The sequence below is a fragment of the Streptomyces sp. NPDC035033 genome (assembly GCF_040636735.1).
Taxonomy (GTDB): domain Bacteria; phylum Actinomycetota; class Actinomycetes; order Streptomycetales; family Streptomycetaceae; genus Streptomyces.
Genome location: NZ_JBEZUZ010000027.1, coordinates 38,056 through 56,037, shown reverse-complemented (window position 1 = coordinate 56,037; position 17,982 = coordinate 38,056). Strand labels below are relative to the sequence as shown.

Genomic DNA, 17,982 nt, shown 5'->3' with positions numbered 1-17,982 from the left:
AAGTCTTGGATCCCTTCGGCCGCCGCCCGTGGACACCGCCCGCCCCGCCCCGGGAGGGTGACCGCATGACTCAGAAACTGGTCTCCGGTCTCGAACCGCCTTATTACACCGCCGTCTTCACCTCCCTGCGGCCCGACGACCCCGAGGGGTACGCCGAGACCGCCGCCCGGATGCGCGAGCGCGTCGCCGCGGTGCCCGGGTTCCTCGGGTACGAGTCCGCGCGCACCCCCGGCGGCCTCGGGATCACCGTCGCCTACTTCCGCGACCTGGAGGCGCTCGACGCCTGGCGCCTCGACGCCGCCCACACGGCCGCGAAGCAGTACGGGCGGGAGCACTGGTACGAGGCGTACAGCGTCCACATCGGGAAGGTCGAGCGGAGCTACGGCTTTGAGCGGGAGTGAGCCCACCGGCACGGAGGAGGAGGCGGCGGCCGTCCGGGCGCTCGCCGCGCGGCTCGGACTGCCCGGACTCGTCGACGTGCACACGCACTTCATGCCGAAGAACGTCCTCGACAAGGTCTGGGCCTACTTCGACGCCGTCGGACCGCTGACCGGACAGCCCTGGCCCATCACCTACCGCGAGGAGGAGGACCGGAGGGTCGAACTGCTCCGCGGCTTCGGGGTGCTCGCCTTCACCTCGATGCTCTACCCGCACAAGCCCGGCATGGGCGCCTGGCTCAACGCCTGGGCCGCGGACTTCGCCGCCCGGACGCCCGACTGCCTGCACACCGCGACCCTCTACCCCGAGCCGGAGGCCGCCGCGTACGTACGGCAGGCGCTCGACGCCGGGGCGCGGGTCTTCAAGGTGCACCTCCAGGTCGGCGGCTTCGACCCGAACGATCCGCTGCTCGACGAGGTGTGGGGGCTGCTCGCGGAGAGCGGGACGCCGGTCGTGATCCACTGCGGCTCCGGGCCTGCGCCCGGCGCCTTCACCGGGCCCGGGCCGGTCGGCGCGCTGCTCGCCCGGCACCCCCGGCTGCGGTTGGTCGTCGCCCACATGGGCATGCCGGAGTACGAGGACTTCCTCGGTCTCGCGGAGCGGTACGAGGGCGTGCACCTGGACACCACCATGGCGTTCACGGACTTCAGCGAGCGGCTGGCGCCCTTCCCGCGCGAGGCGCTCAAGCGGCTGGCCGGCCTCCAGGACCGGATCCTGCTCGGCTCCGACTTCCCGAACATCCCGTACCCGTACCTCCACCAGCTCCACGCCCTCGAACGGCTCGGGCTCGGCGACGACTGGCTCCGGGCGGTCCTCCACGACAACGGCGCCGCGATGTTTCACGTGAAACCGTGACCGGCCGTCCCGGGTGGAGCCGGGCCGCCTGTTCCGGGTGAAGCCGGGCCGGCCTGTTTCACGTGAAACCGGCGCCCATCGCTCCTCAAGGGGACAGGAGGGCCGTTTCACGTGAAACACCGCCCGGCCGCCCCCGGGCACCCGGGTCCCGCCGGGCCGCTTTCTCAGGGAATTCACAGGAAAGCGCAAGGGGGATCTCAGCGGCGGCGGCGAGCGTGGGAGCCATGACCGTCACCACTCGCAGCACATCAGCCCGCCGCGGCACCCGCGCCGATCTGCTCCGTGCCGACGGCACCGCCGTCCGCGTCCTCGTCGTCGACGACGAGGCCTCCCTCTCCGAACTGCTCTCCATGGCCCTGCGCTACGAGGGCTGGCAGGTCCGCAGCGCCGGCGACGGGGCCGGGGCCCTGCGCGCCGTGCGGGAGTTCCGGCCCGACGTCGTCGTCCTGGACATCATGCTCCCGGACGTCGACGGGCTCAGCCTGCTCGGCTCGATCCGGCGCGAACTGCCCGACGTGCCGGTCCTCTTCCTGACGGCGAAGGACGCCGTCGAGGACCGGATCGCCGGGCTCACGGCCGGCGGCGACGACTACGTCACCAAGCCGTTCAGCCTGGAGGAGGTCGTCGCCCGGCTGCGCGGCCTGATCCGTCGCTCCGGGGCCGCGCAGGCCCGCAGCGAGTCGGTGCTCACGGTCGGCGACCTCACCCTCGACGAGGACAGCCACGAGGTGACCCGGGGCGGCGAGTCGATCCACCTCACGGCGACCGAGTTCGAGCTGCTGCGGTACCTCATGCGCAACCCGCGCCGGGTGCTCAGCAAGGCGCAGATCCTCGACCGGGTGTGGTCGTACGACTTCGGCGGCCAGGCCAACGTCGTCGAGCTCTACATCTCCTACCTGCGGCGGAAGATCGACGCCGGTCGTTCGCCGATGATCCACACCCGGCGGGGGGCCGGTTACCTCATCAAGCCGGGGGAGTGACCACGTGCGCCTCCGGGGCCGCGCCCGGCGGCCGTGGTCGCTGCGGACGCGGCTGGTGGTCTCCGCCGTCGCGCTGATCGCGGTCGTCGCCGCCGTCATCGGCACGGTCACCACCATCGCGTACCGGTCCTACCTCTACGACCGGGCCGACGAGCAGCTGACCGGGATCGCCCAGCGGGCCGCCGGGCCGCCGGTCGCGCCGCCCGGTCCCACCCCGGGGCGGGACCGGGGGCGGCTCGTCTTCCTCGGCGACCCGGGCTCCCCGATCGGCACCCTCGGCGCCGTCGTCGCCGGGGACGAGGTCACCGAGGCGGGGTACTCGACGGAGGTGGCCGGCGACGGCACGGCCGACGGGCGGCCCCGCTTCCCGGTCGAGAAGCTGGACGCGGCGCAGAAGACCGCGCTCGCCGAGGTGCCCCGCGACGGCCGGGCGCACACCGTCGAGCTGCCCGGCGGCCTCGGCGCGTACCGGGTCACCTACGCCGAGGGCATCGGCGGCGCCTTCCTCACCGGCATCCCGCTCGCCGAGGTCGAGAACGCCCTCTCCACCCTCGTCCTCGTCGAGCTCAGCCTCACCGGCGCCTCCCTGGCCGCCGCCTCGCTCGCCGGGACCGTGCTGGTGCGGATCGCGCTGCGGCCGCTGCGCCGGGTCGCCGTCACCGCCGCCCAGGTCGCCCGGCTGCCGCTGCGCAGCGGCGAGGTGGCGCTCCCCCAGCGGGTCCCGGAGGCCGAGGCCGACCCGCGGACCGAGGTCGGGCAGGTCGGCGCCGCGCTCAACCGGATGCTCGACCACGTCCACGAGGCCCTCGACGCCCGCCAGCGGAGCGAGACCCGCGTCCGGCGGTTCGTCGCCGACGCCAGCCACGAACTGCGCACCCCGCTCGCCTCGATCCGCGGCTACGCCGAACTGACCCGGCGCGGCCGGGAGGAGTGCGGGCCCGACACCCGGCACGCGCTCGGCCGGATCGAGTCCGAGGCGACCCGGATGACGGGCCTGGTCGAGGACCTGCTGCTGCTCGCCCGGCTCGACGCCGGCCGCCCCCTCGCGCACGAGAGCACGGACCTCGTCCCGCTCGTCGTGGACGCCGTCGGGGACGCCCGCGCCGCCGGGCCCGACCACCACTGGCGCCTCGAACTGCCTGCGGAGGACGGACCGCCGCCCGTCCGCGGCGACGCCGCCCGGCTCCAGCAGGTGCTGCTCAACCTCCTCGCCAACGCCCGGACGCACACCCCGCCCGGGACCACCGTCACCGCCCGCGTCCGGACCGAGGGCACGGCCGTCGTCGTCGAGGTCCAGGACGACGGACCCGGCATCCCGCCCGAGCTGCTGCCCGCCGTCTTCGAGCGCTTCGCCCGCGGCGACGCCTCCCGCTCCCGGCAGGCCGGTTCCACCGGGCTCGGCCTCGCCATCGTGCGGGCCGTCGTCACCTCCCACGGCGGCGAGGTGACGGTCGCGTCGGCCCCCGGCCGGACCGTCTTCTCGGTGACCCTCCCGGCGGAGGCGCACTCACAGGCGCACCACAGGCTGATCACACAGCCGTGACAGCGGGCCCGGCGAGGGTCGTGGGCATGCGAACCCACACCCTCGCGGGGCCCGCGACGCAGGCCCCCGGCACCCTCCCCGCCCGGGAGCACCTGCCGGCGAGCGAAGCGGGCCGGCCCGTTCTGGACGTGGTGATCCCCGTCCACAACGAGGAGAAGGACCTGGAGCCGTGCGTCCGCCGGCTCCACGCGCACCTGGAGCGCACCTTCCCGTACGGCTTCCGCGTCACCGTCGCCGACAACGCCTCCACCGACGCCACGCCCGCCCTCGCCGCCGCCCTCGCCGCCGAGCTGCCCGAGGTGCGGTCCGTACGGCTCGAACAGAAGGGCCGCGGCCGGGCGCTGCGGACCGTGTGGTCGGCCTCCGACGCCCCCGTCCTCGCCTACATGGACGTGGACCTGTCCACCGACCTCAACGCGCTCCTCCCGCTCGTCGCGCCGCTGATCTCGGGCCACTCCGACCTCGCCATAGGCTCCCGGCTCACCCGCTCCTCGCGGGTGGTGCGCGGGCCCAAGCGGGAGTTCGTCTCCCGCGCCTACAACCTGATCCTGCGCGGCTCGCTCGCCGCCCGCTTCTCCGACGCCCAGTGCGGCTTCAAGGCGATCCGGCGCGAGGTCGCCGAACGGCTCCTGCCGATGGTCGAGGACACCGGCTGGTTCTTCGACACCGAGATGCTGGTCCTCGCCGAGCGGGCCGGGCTGCGGATCCACGAGGTGCCGGTCGACTGGGTCGACGACCCCGACTCGTCCGTGCACATCGTGCGGACCGCCACCGACGACCTGAAGGGCGTGTGGCGGGTCGGGCGGGCGCTCGCCACCGGCTCGCTGCCGCTGGACCGGCTCGCCCGGCCCTTCGGCGACGACCCGCGCGACCGCGAACTCGCCGGGGTCCCCGGCGGACTCGCCCGCCAGCTCGTCGGCTTCTGCGTGGTCGGCGTGCTCTCCACGCTCTGCTACCTCGCGCTCTACTCCCTCTTCCGGCTCGGCGCCGGAGCCCAGGCCGCCAACGCCGCCGCCCTGCTCGTCTCCGCCGTCGCCAACACGGCCGCGAACCGCCGGCTCACCTTCGGCGTGCGGGGCCGCGACCGGGCCGTCCGCCACCAGGCGCAGGGGCTCGTGGTCTTCGCCATCGGCCTCGCCCTGACCAGCGGCTCGCTCGCGGCGCTCGGCGCGGCGACCGGCGACCCGGCGCACTCCACCGAACTCGCCGTGCTCGTCGTCGCCAACCTCGCCGCGACCGTGCTGCGCTTCCTGCTCTTCCGGCTCTGGGTCTTCCCGGACCGCCGGCCCGCTCCGGAGGACCCCCGATGACCACCCCACCGCATCCGCCCACCGCCCCCGGGGCGACGCCCGGCCGGCTCGCCCGGCTGTGGCGCGGCCGGCCCGAGGACGCCCGCTGGGTACGCCCGGCCCTCCTCGGCATGCTCGCCGCCACCACCGCGCTCTACCTCTGGAACCTGACCGCCTCCGGCTACGCCAACTCCTTCTACTCGGCGGCCGTCCAGGCCGGCGCCGAGAGCTGGAAGGCGTTCTTCTTCGGCTCCCTCGACGCGGCCAACGCCATCACCGTCGACAAGCCGCCCGCCGCGCTCTGGCCGATGGCGCTCTCCGTCCGCCTCTTCGGCCTCGGCTCCTGGCAGATCCTGCTGCCCGAGGTGCTGATGGGCACGGCCACGGTCGCCGTGCTGTACGCGGCGGTCCGCCGCCGTTTCGGCGCGGGCGCCGGACTGCTCGCGGGCACGGTGCTCGCGCTGACCCCGGTGGCCGCGCTGATGTTCCGCTTCAACAACCCGGACGCGCTGCTCGCGCTGCTCATGACGGTCGCCGGGTACGCGGTGCTGCGGGCCCTGGAGCGGGCCGAGGGCGGTACGAAGTGGCTGGTGGGCGCCGGGATCGCGTTCGGCCTCGCGTTCCTGACGAAGACCCTCCAGGCGTTCCTGATCCTGCCGCCGCTCGCGCTCGTGTACGCGGTCTGCGCCCCGGTCCGGCCGCTGCGGCGGTTCGGGCAACTGGGCCTGGCCGGGCTCGCGCTGGTCGTCTCCGGCGGCTGGTGGGTCGCGCTCGTCGAGCTCTGGCCGGCGGCCTCGCGCCCGTACGTCGGCGGCTCGCAGAACAACAGCTTCCTGGAGCTGACCTTCGGCTACAACGGCCTCGGCCGGATCAACGGCGACGAGGTCGGCAGCGTCGGCGGCGGGGGCGGCCCCGGCGGCGGCCAGGGCGGCCGCTGGGGCGAGACCGGCCTGCTGCGCATGTTCAACGACTCCGTCGGCGGCCAGATCTCCTGGCTGCTGCCGGCCGCGCTGCTCCTGCTGGTCGCCGGACTCGTCGTCACCCGGAGGGCGCCGCGCACGGACACGGCCCGGGCCGCGTTCCTGGTGTGGGGCGGGGCGCTGCTGATGACGCTGGGCGTCTTCAGCTTCATGGCCGGCATCTTCCACGAGTACTACACGGTGGCCCTGGCGCCGTACCTCGCCGCCCTGATCGGCATGGGCGCGGCGGTCCTGTGGGAGGAGCGGACCCGGTTCGCCGCCGCGGCCGGCCTCGCGGTCGCGGCCGGCGTGACGGCCTGGTGGGGCTGGGTGCTGCTCGGCCGTACGCCGGACCACCTGCCGTGGCTGCGCTGGGCGGTGCTCGGCGCGGGCGCGGTGGCCGCGCTGGGGCTGCCGGCCGCGGGCCGGGTCGACCGGCGGGCGGGCCTCGCGCTGGCGGGCCTCGGTCTGGCGGCGGGACTCGCGGGCCCGTTCGCGTACACCCTGGAGACGCTGTCCACCGGCCACCAGGGCTCCATCGTCACGGCGGGCCCGGCGGGCGCGGGCTTCGGCGGACGCGGTCGCGGACCGGGCGGCGGCCGCGCGTTCCCGGGCGGCGGCGAACTGCCGCCCGGGATGACACGGATGGACGGCGGCGGCCAGGGCGCCGACGGCATGCAGCCCCCCAACGGCACGCAGCCCCCCAACGGCATGCAGCCCCCGAACGGCTTCCCTGGCGGCGGCCAGAACCAAGGCGGCCAGAACCAAGGCGGCCAGAACCAGGGCGGCCAGAACCAGGGCGGGCAGCAGCCCCCCATGGGCCAGACCGGCGGGATGCCCGGCTCCGGCGAGCGCGGCGGCATGGCCGGCGGCGGCCTCGGCGGTCTCCTCAACGGCGCCAGCGTCGGCGCCGAGGCCAAGGCGAAGCTGCTCCGGGACGCCGACGCGTACACCTGGGCCGCCGCCGCGATCGGCGCCCAGAACGCGGCGAGCTACCAGCTCGCCACCGAGAAGCCCGTGATGGCGATCGGCGGCTTCAACGGCAGCGACCCGTCCCCGACCCTCGCCGAGTTCCAGCGGTACGTCGCCGACGGGAGGATCCACTACTTCATCGGCGGAGGCGGCACGGGCGGAGGCGGCGGCATGGGAGGCGGCATGGGCAGCGGCTCCGCCATCACCGCCTGGGTGCAGGAGAACTTCACCGCCACCACCGTCGGCGGAGCGACCTTCTACGACCTGACCAGCCCGAAGTAGCCGCCCCGGCAAAAATCGCTATACGGCGTACGAGAGCTCTTGTACGGTGTACGAGCCCGGCACCCTCGTACACCGTATAAGGAGCTTCCATGACGGCCACGCCCCCGGCCACGCCCTCGCCGGCGGCCACGCCGACCGGCGGCCATCCCCAGCGCTGGCTGATCCTCGGCGTCATCTGTCTCGCCCAGCTCACCGTGCTCCTCGACAACACCGTCCTCAGCGTCGCCATCCCCTCGCTGACCACGGAGCTGCACGCCTCCACCAGCGACATCCAGTGGATGATCAACGCCTACTCGCTCGTCCAGTCCGGCCTGCTCCTGACCGCGGGCAACGCGGCCGACCGCTACGGCCGCAAGAAGCTCCTCGCCGTCGGCCTCGCGCTCTTCGGCCTCGGCTCGCTCGCCGCCGGCCTCGCCGGCTCCTCCGGCCAGCTGATCGCCGCCCGCGCGGGCATGGGCGTCGGCGGCGCGCTGCTCATGACCACCACGCTCGCCGTCGTCATGCAGATCTTCGACGACTCCGAGCGCGTGAAGGCCATCGCGCTCTGGGCCACCGTCAGCTCGCTCGGCTTCGCCGCCGGACCGCTGATCGGCGGCGTGATCCTCGACCACTTCTGGTGGGGGATGATCTTCCTGATCAACATCCCGGTGGCCGTGGTCGGCCTCGTCGCCGTCCTCAAGCTGGTCCCCGAGTCGAAGAACCCCCAGGGCGACCGCCCCGACCTGCTCGGCGCGCTGCTCTCCACCATCGGCATGACCGCCGCCGTGTACGCGATCATCACCGGCCCGGAGCACGGCTGGACCTCCACCGAGGTGCTGGTCCCGGCCGCGATCGGCGTCGTGGTGCTTGCCGCGTTCGCGCTGTGGGAGCTGCGCACCCCGTACCCGATGCTCGACATGCACTTCTTCCGCAACCAGAAGTTCGTGGGCGCGGTCGCCGGCGCCATCCTGGTGATGTTCGGGATGGGCGGCTCGATGTTCCTGCTGACCCAGCACCTCCAGTTCGTGCTCGGGTACGAGCCGCTGGAGGCCGGGCTGCGGATGGCGCCGCTGGCGCTGACCGTCGTCCTCCTCAACCTCAGCGGCATCGGCCCGCGGATCGTGATGAGGCTCGGCACCCCGCTCACCGTGACGGTCGGCATGACGCTGGTCGCGGCCGGCCTCGCCTCGATCGCCCTGATCGGCGGCGGCTCGGACGGCACCTACTGGGGGATGCTGCTCGGCCTGGTCCTCATGGGCGTCGGCCTCGCCGTCTCCAACCCGGCCATGGCCAACGCGATCATGAGCGCGATCCCGCCGGAGAAGGCGGGCGTGGGCGCGGGCGTCAACGGCACCCTCGCCGAGTTCGGCAACGGCCTCGGCGTCGCCGTCCTCGGCGCGGTCCTCAACGCCCGCTTCGCCGCCCTCGTCACCGTCACCGCCGCCTCCCTCCCGGCGGCCCTCGCGGCCGCCGGCGACGAGGCCGAGCGGGCGCGGATCTCCGACGCCTTCGCCTCCGGGCTCCAGACGAGCCAGCTGGTCGGTGCGGTCGCCGTCCTCGTCGGCGGTCTCCTCGCCGCCTTCCTGCTGCGGCGGGCGGAGCGGACGGAGCGGGCGGAGCAGCCCGCGGCACCCGAGTCCGTCACCGCTGCCTAGCATGGTCACGAGCGCCGACGGACGGAGGAACCGCATGGTCAAGGCCGCGGACCGGGACAGGAACCCGGCGGGTTCCAGCGTCTGGCTGGAGCGGCGGGCCGCCCGTACCGGCGGCGGTCCGGCCGGGCTCGACCGGGACAGGATCGTGGCCGCCTCGGTCCGGATGCTCGACCGGGACGGGCTCGCCAAGCTGTCGATGCGCCGGCTCGCCGCCGAGCTGGGCGTCACCGCGATGTCCCTGTACTGGTACGTGGACACCAAGGACGACATCATCGAGTACGCGATCGACACCGTGTACGGCGAGATCGGCCTGGCCGCGGTCGACGAGGGCCGGGACTGGCGGGAGCGCCTGCGGACCCTCGCCCTCCAGTACCGCCGGATGCTGGTCCGCCACCCGTGGATGTCGCCGTGCGCGGGCCAGTACCTGAACATCGGGCCGAACGCGATCGCCGTCGGCGCGAAGATCCAGGAGACGATCGCCGCGACCGGCCTGCCGCTGAGCCGGCGGCCGAGCGCGATGTCGGCCGTCTTCCAGTTCGTGTACGGCTACGGGACGATCGAGGCGCAGTTCGGGCGGCGCGCCGCCGAGGCCGGGATGGACTCGGACGACTTCTACGGCGCGTCGATCAAGGCGTTCCGGGACGACCCCGCCTTCATGGAGTCGTTGCAGCCGATGGTGGACCTGCTCGACGAGCGGGCCTCGCACGGCTCGGTCAGCGACATCTGGGACCGGGACTTCGCCTTCGCGCTGGACCTCCTGGTGGCCGGCATCGAGGTGATGGTCGTGCGGGAGACCCGGGAGACCGGAGAGACCGAGGGAGCCCGGGAGGCCGGAGAGACCGGAGGGGCCGAGGGGGCCCGGGAGACCGGAGAGGCCGAGGGGGCGCCGGAAGCGCGGGGAACCGACGGGGCCCCGGAAGCATGACGGAGCGGCGGGCCGTCCCCTGCCCGCCGCTCCGTCCCGTCCCGGCCGCGCCTCCGCTCGAAGCGCGGCCGGGAGTCCTTTCTAGGCCTCCTCCGGCGTGACCGTGCTGCTCTTCAGCGCGACCTCCTTGATGAAGAGCGTCACCAGGAAGGCGAGCAGCGCGAACGGCGCCGAGTAGAGGAAGACGTCGCCGACGCCGTGTCCGTACGCGCTCTCCACCACCGTGCGGATCGGGGCGGGCAGCTTGTCCACGTCGGGGATGGCGCCGCCGGTGCCGCCCTGGCCCAGCGCTCCCGCGGCCTTCGGACCGAGCTCGGCCAGGCCCTCCTTGACGTAGTCGGTGACCCGGTGGGCCATGACCGCGCCGAGCGCCGAGACGCCCATCGCGCCGCCGAGGGAGCGGAAGAAGGTGACGACGGAGGAGGCGGCGCCGAGGTCGGACGGGGCGACCTGGTTCTGCGTGCAGAGCACCAGGTTCTGCATCATCATGCCGAGGCCGAGGCCGAGGACCGCCATGAAGAGGGCGGTGTGCCAGTACGGGGTGTCGTACCGCAGGGTGCCGAGGAGGCCGAGGCCGGCGGTGGCGAGCGCGCCGCCGCTGACCAGCCAGGCCTTCCAGCGGCCGGTCTTGGTGATGACCTGGCCGGAGACGGTCGAGGAGACGAAGAGGCCGGCGATCATCGGGATGGTGAGGACGCCGGACATGGTCGGCGACTCGCCCCGGGCCAGCTGGAAGTACTGGCTGAAGAAGACCGTGCCGGCGAACATCGCGACGCCGACGAAGAGCGAGGCGAGCGAGGCCAGGGTGATGGTCCGGTTGCGGAAGAGGCGCAGCGGGATGATCGGCTCGGACGCCTTGGACTCGACGAGCACGAAGACCGCGCCGAGCAGGACCGATCCGCCGACCATGGCCACGGTCTGCCAGGACATCCAGTCGTACTTGTCACCGGCGAAGGTGACCCAGACGAGGAGCAGGGAGACGGCGGCGCTGATGAAGAAGGCGCCCGCCCAGTCGACCTTGACCTCGCGCTTCACGACGGGCAGCTTGAGGGTCTTCTGGAGCACGATCAGGGCGATGACCGCGAACGGCACGCCGACGTAGAAGCACCAGCGCCAGCCGAGCCACTCGGTGTCGGTGATGACGCCGCCGAGCAGCGGGCCGCCGACGGTGGCGACGGCGAAGACCGCGCCGAGGTAGCCGCTGTACCGGCCGCGCTCGCGGGGGGAGATCATCGCGGCGAGGATGATCTGCGAGAGGGCGGTGAGGCCGCCGACGCCGACGCCCTGGACCACGCGGCAGGCGATGAGCATGCCGGTGGACTGGGAGAGGCCGGCGACGATCGAGCCGGCCACGTAGATGGCCAGGGATATCTGGATGAGCAGCTTCTTGGAGAAGAGGTCGGCCAGCTTGCCCCAGAGCGGGGTGGTGGCGGTCATCGCGAGCAGGGTCGCGGTGACGACCCAGGTGTAGGCGGACTGGCCGCCGCCCAGGTCGGTGATGATCTGCGGGAGGGCGTTGGAGACGATCGTCGAGGACAGGATGGCGACGAACATGCCGAGCAGCAGCCCGGAGAGCGCCTCCATGATCTGACGGTGCGTCATCGGAGCGGCGGGGTCTCCGGATCCGGCGGCCGGGGCGCCCCGCACACCGGTGTCGGGCGTGGTCGTAGCCATGAAGTGGGATTCCTCTGGTTTCGAGCGTGGTCGGGCGGGCTCGCGCGCGGTCGGCGCGGTCAGGCGTGAAGGGCCCGGCAGTCCCCGAAGGAGTCGCGGAGTCGGGCGAGCAGGGTGGTGAGCAGTGCGACGTCGTCGTCGGACCACTCCGCGAGGTGGTGGGTGAAGGCTTCGGTCACCCGCCGGTCGAGTTCGGCGAGCATCGCGACCCCCGCGGGGGTGAGCCGCAGGATGCGGGAGCGGCCGTCGCCGGGGTCGGGCAGGCGCTCGACCCAGCCGCGGTCCACGGTGTGCGCCACGTGGCGGCTGCACACCGACATGTCCACGGCCATGAGCTCGGCCAGCCGGCTCATCCGCATGTCGTCGTGGTGCTTGAGCAGGGCGAGCACGGCCGCGGAGGCTCCCTGGCAGTCACCGGGGAGGACGCGGGCGAGGCCGCGTTTCACCGCCCCGAACGCGCTCACCGCGCGGGCGAGCTCCTCGTAGCGGTTCCGCGCTTCCATCTCGCGCCCCCTGTCCCAACTTGTTGCTTAGGGCAACCATAGAGATGGATGGTTGCTCCAGGCAAACTAAATCGGTCAAACGGTGCTAAAGAATCGGCAAAGCGGAGGTGCGGTGGAGGTCGGGCGGCGGCGGGGTGCCGGGGCTTGGGCCCCCCACCCGGCTTTCGCTAGGGTCCTGGCCCATGGCACACAACCCGCAAGCACCGTACGGCCAGGGCGCCCAGGGCCCCGAGGGCTACGACCCCGCCGGCAGCACCCAGATGTTCCGCGCCTTCGTCGACGAGGGCCCCCAGCACCAGCCGCAGCAGGCCGCGGCGGCCTCGGCCGGTCCGCGCGTCGGCGTGATCGCCGGCGTGATCGCCGCGATCGTGGTGGTGGCGGCCGTCGTCTGGCTCGCCGTCGCCTGACCCGCTGTCCCCGCACGTCGGAGGGGCCGGTTCCGTACCCGTACGGAGCCGGCCCCTCCCGCGTTCACCCCGGTACGGAGTCCAGCGCCGGGGCCAGCAGCTCGAAGGCCCGCGCGATGAGGACGAGCGGATCGGGCCCCCCGGCGTCCTCGCTCCACCGGCACAGCACCGTCTCGAAGGCGGTGAGCGCCATGCCCGCCGCGAGCGCCGGGTACAGCTCCGCCGGGTCGGTCCCGAGCCGGCGCGCGAGCTCCTCGGCCAGCTCCTCCCGCCAGCCCGCCTCGTGCTCCAGGAAGCGGGCGAGCAGCGCGGGCGTCCGCAGGATCAGCCGGACCACGGGCAGGGTCCGCTCGGCGTGGTCGCCGCAGGCGGCGAGCGGCACGGAGACGGCGCTCAGCAGCGCGGCCGAGGGCCGCTCCCCGGCCGGCCGGGCGGCCAGCTCCGCCCGCATGTCGGCGCCCATCCCGGCGAGGAACTGGACGACCACGTCCTCCTTGGAGGCGAAGTAGCGGAAGAAGGTCCGCTTGGAGACGCCGGCGGCGGTGGCGACCTCGTCGACCGTGACGGCCTCGAAGCCCCTGTGCGCGAAGAGCTGGAGCGCGGTCTCGGTCAGCTCGGTCGCGACGAGCTGCCGCTTGCGCTGGGCGAGGGACGGGGCGGCGGGGCCGGGGGCCGGGGTGCGGCCCTCCGCCGCGGCGGCCGACCCGGAGACGGGCCGCCGCCTGTGGGACCTCTCCGAGGAGCTGACCGGGGTGCGGTACGGGCTCACCGCCAGCTAGCGGTCACCTCGCGGGTGTCGACGCGCATGCCGAGCGGCACCCGCCAGGAGTCCACGCACACCGTGTACGTCCGCGTCCGCGCCGCCCCGGCGGCGATCGGGACCGGCAGCGGCTGGGTGGTGGTGACCGTGCCCCAGTCGAGGCCGAGCGCGCCGATGACGTGGGTGGCGAAGGTGGCGGTGCCGGAGGTGACGGGGGAGCCCCCGGTGTTCTCGAAGGTCACCGTGACCCGCTCGCACCAGCGCCGGTCGGCGTCGGCGGTGACCGGCGCGGAGACGGCGAGCACGGCGGGACCGGGCGCGGGGGTGCCGGTGGTCGGCCGGGGGGTGGGGGTGGCGGGCGCGGACGTGGCGCCGGGGGTACGGGGCGGGCTCGGGGTCGCGCCGGACGGCGAGCCGCCGCCGCCCGGGGAACCGCCGGACGGCGTACCCGACGGCGTACCCCCTCCGGAACCGCCGGAGGAGCCCGTACCGCCGCCCGCGCCACCGCCCGTACCGGTCCCGGAGCCCGCGCCGGGCCGGGAAACCGTGCCGGTGCCGGTGCCCGTGCCCGCGCCGGTCGTGAGGGAGGGCGAGGGGGCCGGGTCGGCCGGGGCGGACGTGGCCGGCGTCCCGGGCGCCGGGGGCGGGGACGAGGTGCTGGAGATGGTGCCGCTCGCCGTGGGGGTGTCCAGCGGGACCAGGGTGACCGCGCCCGAGGGCCCGACCGCGCCGCCGGGCGAGGGACCGGCGCCGACCGCCGTGAACCCCTCGCCGTCTCCGCCTCCGCAGGCGGTGAGCGCTCCGCCGAGGCAGAGCGCCACCGCCACGAGTACCGGCTGCTTCCTGCGCCTCATGCGCCCCAGTGTGACTGACGCACCGTCACCGAGGGGCGCCTTTGCGGAAGTCAGTCGGAGATCAGGCCCTCGCGGAGCTGGGCGAGGGTGCGGGTCAGCAGCCGGGAGACGTGCATCTGCGAGATGCCGACCTCCTCGCCGATCTGCGACTGGGTCATGTTCGCGAAGAAGCGGAGCATGATGATCTGCCGCTCCCGGGGCGGGAGTTTGGCGAGCAGCGGCTTCAGGGACTCGCGGTACTCGACGCCCTCCAGGGCCGCGTCCTCGTAGCCGAGGCGGTCCGCGAGGGAGCCCTCGCCGCCGTCGTCCTCCGGGGAGGGCGAGTCGAGCGAGGAGGCCGTGTACGCGTTGCCCACCGCGAGGCCGTCGACGACGTCCTCCTCCGACACCCCGAGGACGGCGGCGAGTTCGGGCACGGTCGGCGAGCGGTCGAGCTTCTGGGCGAGCTCGTCGCTGGCCTTGGTGAGGGCGAGCCGCAGCTCCTGGAGCCGGCGCGGCACCCGCACCGACCACGAGGTGTCGCGGAAGAAGCGCTTGATCTCGCCGACGACGGTCGGCATGGCGAACGTCGGGAACTCCACGCCCCGTTCGCAGTCGAAGCGGTCGATCGCCTTGATCAGGCCGATGGTGCCGACCTGGACGATGTCCTCCATCGGCTCGTTGCGCGAGCGGAAGCGGGCCGCCGCGTACCGCACGAGCGGCAGGTTCAGCTCGATGAGGGTGTCGCGGACGTAGGTCCGCTCCGGGCTGTCGGCCGCGGCGCCCTCGGTGTCGAGGGCGCGCAGCCGCAGGAACAGGGAGCGGGAGAGGGTGCGGGTGTCGAGGGACTCCGGGGCGACGGCGGGCGGCGGGGAGGCCGCGGAGACCGGCGGGAGCGTCTCGCTCTCGGCCGCCGTCGTCGCCGTCTTCTGCGCGGGCACGGGCTCGGGCACGAGGACCGGCACGGGCGTGAGCGTGAGCACCTTCGAGCTGCCCTGATCTGCGGACATGCCACCCCCTGGAGGTCGCGGACGGTCGCGGTGGGCCGCGACCATCGGAGGAACGCAGCTTCCACCTCAATACCGGCCGTGGGGCTGCGGCAAACGCGTCCCCAGCAGAATGTCACATGTCGGCAACACGCTGTAGTGACTTGTCGACAAGAAGGGGGCGCATATCCGCAGGAAACAAGGGGTGTACGGCATTTGGGACGCCGGAAACCGCTCCGAACCGGTCTACCCGTTCCGGTCACGCCTCGATTCTGTTTGCGGATCTCAAGCGGGCGAAGCTGCGGGCGAGGAGCCTTGACACGTGCATCTGCGAGACCCCGAGCTCCTGGCTGATCTGGGACTGGGTCAGGTTGCTGTAGTAACGCAGCATCAGGATCCGCTGCTCCCGCTCGGGGAGCTGGACGAGCAGGTGCCGGACCAGGTCGCGGTGTTCGACGCCGGCGAGCGCCGGGTCCTCGTAGCCGAGCCGGTCGAGCAGTCCGGGCAGCCCGTCGCCCTCCTGCGCGGCCTCCAGGGAGGTGGCGTGGTACGACCGTCCGGCCTCGATGCAGGCGAGCACCTCGTCCTCGCCGATCCGCAGCCGCTCGGCGATCTCGGCGGTGGTGGGGGAGCGCCCGTGCGCCGTCGTCAGGTCCTCGGTGGCGCCGTTCACCTGCACCCACAGCTCGTGCAGCCGGCGCGGCACGTGGACGGTGCGGACGTTGTCGCGGAAGTACCGCTTGATCTCGCCGACCACGGTGGGCATGGCGAAGGTCGGGAACTGCACGCCCCGCTCGGGGTCGAACCGGTCGATCGCGTTGATCAGGCCGATCGTGCCGACCTGGACGACGTCCTCCATCGGCTCGTTGCGGGAGCGGAAGCGGGCCGCCGCGTACCGCACGAGCGGCAGGTTGGCCTCGATGAGGGCCCCGCGCACCCGGTCGTGCTCGGGGGTTCCCGGCTCCAGGTCCTTGAGCTGCCCGAACAGCACCTGGGTGAGCGCGCGGGTGTCGGCGCCGCGGCTGCTCCGGTCCCGGGGGCGCGGGGTGTCCGCGGCCCCGCCCGCCTCGTGCTGGGGCGGGACCTGAGGCGCTGTACTGGCCGGCACGTTCACGCCACCCCTTTGGCTGGTGTAGCTGGTCGACTGGGACAACTACGGTCAAACGGTCAAGTCATCCATCAAAAGCGGTCATAGCATCACAAGACATGTCCACTGTGTGCAAGCACCGCATAACCACGTGTTGAAGGCATGGTGGACGACGAACCGGAGGCCGGAGCGGCGCCGGGCGGCAACGCGCGAGACCCCCCGCCCGTACGGGCGGGGGGTCTCGGAGGAGTGCGCCGGAAAAGGGGCCCCGGAGGGCGGCGAACGGCCCCTAGAAGGGGTAGTCCGCGATCACCCAGGTGGAGAACTCGCGCCACAGCGCGACGCCCGCCTGGTGGGCCGGGTGGTCCAGGTAGCGCTGGAGCGCCTCCAGGTCCTCGACGGCCGAGTTGATCGCGAAGTCGTAGGCGATCGGCCGGTCCGACACGTTCCAGTCGCACTCCCAGAAGCGCAGCTCGGGGATCTGCCCGCCGAGCGCGCGGAACGCCTCGACGCCGGCGACGACGCGCGGCTCGTCGCGCTCGACGCCCTCGTTGAGCTTGAAGAGGACCAGATGGCGGATCACGGAGGGCTCCTAATTGATGAGTTCGGTCATGAACTCGCCGACGCCCTTGGCGGCGCCGGAAAGGCCCTCGAACCCTATCTGGACCAGTTCGGCGGAACGGTCGGGGGACGTGATGATCGCGTACAGCACGAAGACCCCGAACGCGTAGACCGCGAACTTCCTCGCCTGGGACATCCGCCCTCACCCTCCCCGTACCGCGACCCCGCCTCGGCGGTGGCCCACTCTAACCGAGCCTTTATGGACCAAGGACCCGGTCTTCGGGGTCTTTCGCCGTCCCCCGGGCGGGTGAGGGGGGAGCAGGATGGATGTCGAGCCCGGCGGATCTGGCAGGAATCCGCGGGGCGCATGGAACCGGCCCGCACTGCGGGGTCCGCGCCGCGAGCTTCCCCCCTGACCGCGGCGCAGGACTTGTCGGACCGGTTCTCATCGGGGGGAGCGGCTTGTCCCCCCGATGCCGCTCCCCCCGGCCTCTTCCTTCACGCCGGGAGGGTCCGCCCTCCTCTCTCGCATGACGCCCCCTCACGCCCCGTCCGTCGTACGGTGGCTCGTGATCGTCCCCGTCTCGCGAAAGGTGCGGCGCATGTCCGAGAGCAGCAGCCCCGTGGAGGTCGTCTCGGCTCCGGTCGGCCGGGTGGTCGGCGGCCGGGCGGAGGTCCGGGACGACAAGTGGGGCGGGGTGGCGGCGGTGATCCGGCTGGACGACCGCTTCGCACCGGAGGCCCTGGCGGGCCTGGACGCCTTCTCGCACGTCGAGGTCGTCTACCACTTCGACCGGGTGCCGGTGGGGAAGGTGGAGACCGGCGCCCGGCACCCGCGCGGCAACACCGACTGGCCCCTCGTCGGCATCTTCGCCCAGCGCGGCAAGAACCGCCCCAACCGGCTCGGCGTCTCCCGCTGCCGGCTGCTGCGCGTCGACGGCCGTGACGTCCACGTGGAGGGCCTGGACGCGGTCGACGGCACCCCGGTGCTCGACATCAAGCCGTACATGGCCGAGTTCGGGCCGCGCGGGGCCACCACCCAGCCGGAGTGGGCCACCGAGATCATGCGCGCGTACTACTGACCCCCGCCCGTCCCCGCGGGCATGCAGAACGCCCCTCCGGCCAGTTGCCTGGCGGAGGGGCGTCTTCAACGGTAGCGGAGGGATTTGAACCCTCGGTGACTTGCGCCACACTCGCTTTCGAGGCGAGCTCCTTCGGCCGCTCGGACACGCTACCGAGAGAGAGCTTAGCCCAAAGTCGCTCAGCGATGAAATCCGTATCGGCGGACGGGTCC

General features: G+C 73.3%; 18 protein-coding genes and 1 tRNA gene. 10 read left to right on the top strand and 9 right to left on the bottom strand.

The features are described 5' to 3' along the window. Positions 1-65: 65 nt before the first annotated feature. The 8 genes from AB0E83_RS14205 to AB0E83_RS14170 all read left to right on the top strand — a co-directional run bounded on the left by AB0E83_RS14205 (position 66) and on the right by AB0E83_RS14170 (position 9,877). Entirely contained in the window at positions 66-401 is a 336-nt protein-coding gene (locus AB0E83_RS14205; protein WP_362110072.1) for an antibiotic biosynthesis monooxygenase, read from the top strand. Further along, positions 388-1,293, top strand: a complete 906-nt coding sequence (locus tag AB0E83_RS14200) for an amidohydrolase family protein (protein ID WP_362110070.1) — start codon at positions 388-390, stop codon at positions 1,291-1,293. Before AB0E83_RS14205 ends, AB0E83_RS14200 begins: the two co-directional genes overlap by 14 nt. 224 nt (positions 1,294-1,517) lie before the next feature. Then, positions 1,518-2,273, top strand: coding sequence for a response regulator transcription factor (locus AB0E83_RS14195; protein WP_362110068.1), 756 nt, complete (start codon positions 1,518-1,520; stop codon positions 2,271-2,273). Positions 2,274-2,277: 4 nt separating this feature from the next. Beyond that, the gene (locus AB0E83_RS14190; RefSeq protein WP_362110066.1) at positions 2,278-3,816 is read left to right on the top strand and encodes an ATP-binding protein; all 1,539 of its coding nucleotides are present in this window, start codon (positions 2,278-2,280) and stop codon (positions 3,814-3,816) included. Positions 3,817-3,842: 26 nt separating this feature from the next. After that, positions 3,843-5,126: a bifunctional glycosyltransferase family 2/GtrA family protein gene (locus AB0E83_RS14185; protein ID WP_362110064.1), complete on the top strand. Its 1,284-nt coding sequence runs from the start codon at positions 3,843-3,845 to the stop codon at positions 5,124-5,126. Further along, complete coding sequence (locus AB0E83_RS14180) at positions 5,123-7,318, top strand: glycosyltransferase family 39 protein (RefSeq protein ID WP_362110062.1); 2,196 nt, start codon at positions 5,123-5,125, stop codon at positions 7,316-7,318. Before AB0E83_RS14185 ends, AB0E83_RS14180 begins: the two co-directional genes overlap by 4 nt. Before the next feature lie 89 nt (positions 7,319-7,407). Next, the gene (locus tag AB0E83_RS14175; protein ID WP_362110060.1) at positions 7,408-8,952 is read left to right on the top strand and encodes an MFS transporter; all 1,545 of its coding nucleotides are present in this window, start codon (positions 7,408-7,410) and stop codon (positions 8,950-8,952) included. A gap of 34 nt (positions 8,953-8,986) precedes the next feature. Beyond that, positions 8,987-9,877: a TetR/AcrR family transcriptional regulator gene (locus AB0E83_RS14170; protein WP_362110058.1), complete on the top strand. Its 891-nt coding sequence runs from the start codon at positions 8,987-8,989 to the stop codon at positions 9,875-9,877. Between the two features lie 81 nt (positions 9,878-9,958). On the opposite strand, the gene AB0E83_RS14165 is transcribed toward AB0E83_RS14170, so the two are convergent. Together AB0E83_RS14165 and AB0E83_RS14160 are read right to left on the bottom strand one after the other, a co-directional pair. Beyond that, a complete protein-coding gene (locus AB0E83_RS14165; RefSeq protein ID WP_362110056.1) occupies positions 9,959-11,551 on the bottom strand; it encodes an MDR family MFS transporter in 1,593 nt (530 codons plus the stop codon). A gap of 59 nt (positions 11,552-11,610) precedes the next feature. Continuing rightward, the gene (locus AB0E83_RS14160; RefSeq protein ID WP_362110054.1) at positions 11,611-12,054 is read right to left on the bottom strand and encodes a MarR family transcriptional regulator; all 444 of its coding nucleotides are present in this window, start codon (positions 12,052-12,054) and stop codon (positions 11,611-11,613) included. A gap of 182 nt (positions 12,055-12,236) precedes the next feature. Between AB0E83_RS14160 and AB0E83_RS14155 the strand changes: the two genes are divergently transcribed. Next, a complete protein-coding gene (locus AB0E83_RS14155; RefSeq protein WP_362110052.1) occupies positions 12,237-12,461 on the top strand; it encodes a hypothetical protein in 225 nt (74 codons plus the stop codon). A gap of 64 nt (positions 12,462-12,525) precedes the next feature. Here AB0E83_RS14155 and AB0E83_RS14150 read toward each other — a convergent pair whose 3' ends face one another. From AB0E83_RS14150 to AB0E83_RS14125, 6 genes are all read right to left on the bottom strand, one after another. Beyond that, the gene (locus AB0E83_RS14150; protein ID WP_362110118.1) at positions 12,526-13,074 is read right to left on the bottom strand and encodes a TetR family transcriptional regulator; all 549 of its coding nucleotides are present in this window, start codon (positions 13,072-13,074) and stop codon (positions 12,526-12,528) included. A gap of 152 nt (positions 13,075-13,226) precedes the next feature. Further along, positions 13,227-13,526 (bottom strand): hypothetical protein, encoded by a 300-nt coding sequence (locus AB0E83_RS14145; RefSeq protein ID WP_362110050.1) that lies wholly within the window; start codon positions 13,524-13,526, stop codon positions 13,227-13,229. Positions 13,527-14,125: 599 nt separating this feature from the next. After that, positions 14,126-15,064 (bottom strand): RNA polymerase sigma factor SigF, encoded by a 939-nt coding sequence (locus tag AB0E83_RS14140; RefSeq protein WP_362110048.1) that lies wholly within the window; start codon positions 15,062-15,064, stop codon positions 14,126-14,128. 235 nt (positions 15,065-15,299) lie between these two features. After that, on the bottom strand, positions 15,300-16,148 hold the full coding sequence (locus tag AB0E83_RS14135) for an RNA polymerase sigma factor SigF (protein WP_362110046.1): 849 nt from the start codon (positions 16,146-16,148) through the stop codon (positions 15,300-15,302). A 268-nt stretch (positions 16,149-16,416) separates the two neighbouring features. Further along, entirely contained in the window at positions 16,417-16,710 is a 294-nt protein-coding gene (locus AB0E83_RS14130; protein WP_362110044.1) for a Dabb family protein, read from the bottom strand. A gap of 9 nt (positions 16,711-16,719) precedes the next feature. Then, positions 16,720-16,884: a hypothetical protein gene (locus AB0E83_RS14125; RefSeq protein ID WP_362110042.1), complete on the bottom strand. Its 165-nt coding sequence runs from the start codon at positions 16,882-16,884 to the stop codon at positions 16,720-16,722. Between the two features lie 406 nt (positions 16,885-17,290). Here AB0E83_RS14125 and AB0E83_RS14120 point away from each other — a divergent pair, with 406 nt between their 5' ends. Further along, positions 17,291-17,770 (top strand): SAM-dependent methyltransferase, encoded by a 480-nt coding sequence (locus tag AB0E83_RS14120; RefSeq protein WP_362110040.1) that lies wholly within the window; start codon positions 17,291-17,293, stop codon positions 17,768-17,770. A gap of 69 nt (positions 17,771-17,839) precedes the next feature. On the opposite strand, the gene AB0E83_RS14115 is transcribed toward AB0E83_RS14120, so the two are convergent. Next, positions 17,840-17,924 (bottom strand) — tRNA-Ser (locus AB0E83_RS14115). Between the last annotated feature and the right edge of the window lie 58 nt (positions 17,925-17,982).

Excerpts from the sequence above, each read along its gene's own strand:
- AB0E83_RS14205 (WP_362110072.1), top strand. The coding sequence starts at position 66 with ATGACTCAGAAACTGGTCTCCGGTCTCGAACCGCCTTATTACACCGCC.
- AB0E83_RS14120 (WP_362110040.1), top strand. The coding sequence starts at position 17,291 with ATGTCCGAGAGCAGCAGCCCCGTGGAGGTCGTCTCGGCTCCGGTCGGC.
- AB0E83_RS14170 (WP_362110058.1), top strand. The coding sequence starts at position 8,987 with ATGGTCAAGGCCGCGGACCGGGACAGGAACCCGGCGGGTTCCAGCGTC.
- AB0E83_RS14175 (WP_362110060.1), top strand. The coding sequence starts at position 7,408 with ATGACGGCCACGCCCCCGGCCACGCCCTCGCCGGCGGCCACGCCGACC.
- AB0E83_RS14160 (WP_362110054.1), bottom strand. The coding sequence starts at position 12,054 with ATGGAAGCGCGGAACCGCTACGAGGAGCTCGCCCGCGCGGTGAGCGCG.
- AB0E83_RS14155 (WP_362110052.1), top strand. The coding sequence starts at position 12,237 with ATGGCACACAACCCGCAAGCACCGTACGGCCAGGGCGCCCAGGGCCCC.
- AB0E83_RS14125 (WP_362110042.1), bottom strand. The coding sequence starts at position 16,884 with ATGTCCCAGGCGAGGAAGTTCGCGGTCTACGCGTTCGGGGTCTTCGTG.
- AB0E83_RS14185 (WP_362110064.1), top strand. The coding sequence starts at position 3,843 with ATGCGAACCCACACCCTCGCGGGGCCCGCGACGCAGGCCCCCGGCACC.
- AB0E83_RS14195 (WP_362110068.1), top strand. The coding sequence starts at position 1,518 with ATGACCGTCACCACTCGCAGCACATCAGCCCGCCGCGGCACCCGCGCC.
- AB0E83_RS14140 (WP_362110048.1), bottom strand. The coding sequence starts at position 15,064 with ATGTCCGCAGATCAGGGCAGCTCGAAGGTGCTCACGCTCACGCCCGTG.
- AB0E83_RS14180 (WP_362110062.1), top strand. The coding sequence starts at position 5,123 with ATGACCACCCCACCGCATCCGCCCACCGCCCCCGGGGCGACGCCCGGC.
- AB0E83_RS14165 (WP_362110056.1), bottom strand. The coding sequence starts at position 11,551 with ATGGCTACGACCACGCCCGACACCGGTGTGCGGGGCGCCCCGGCCGCC.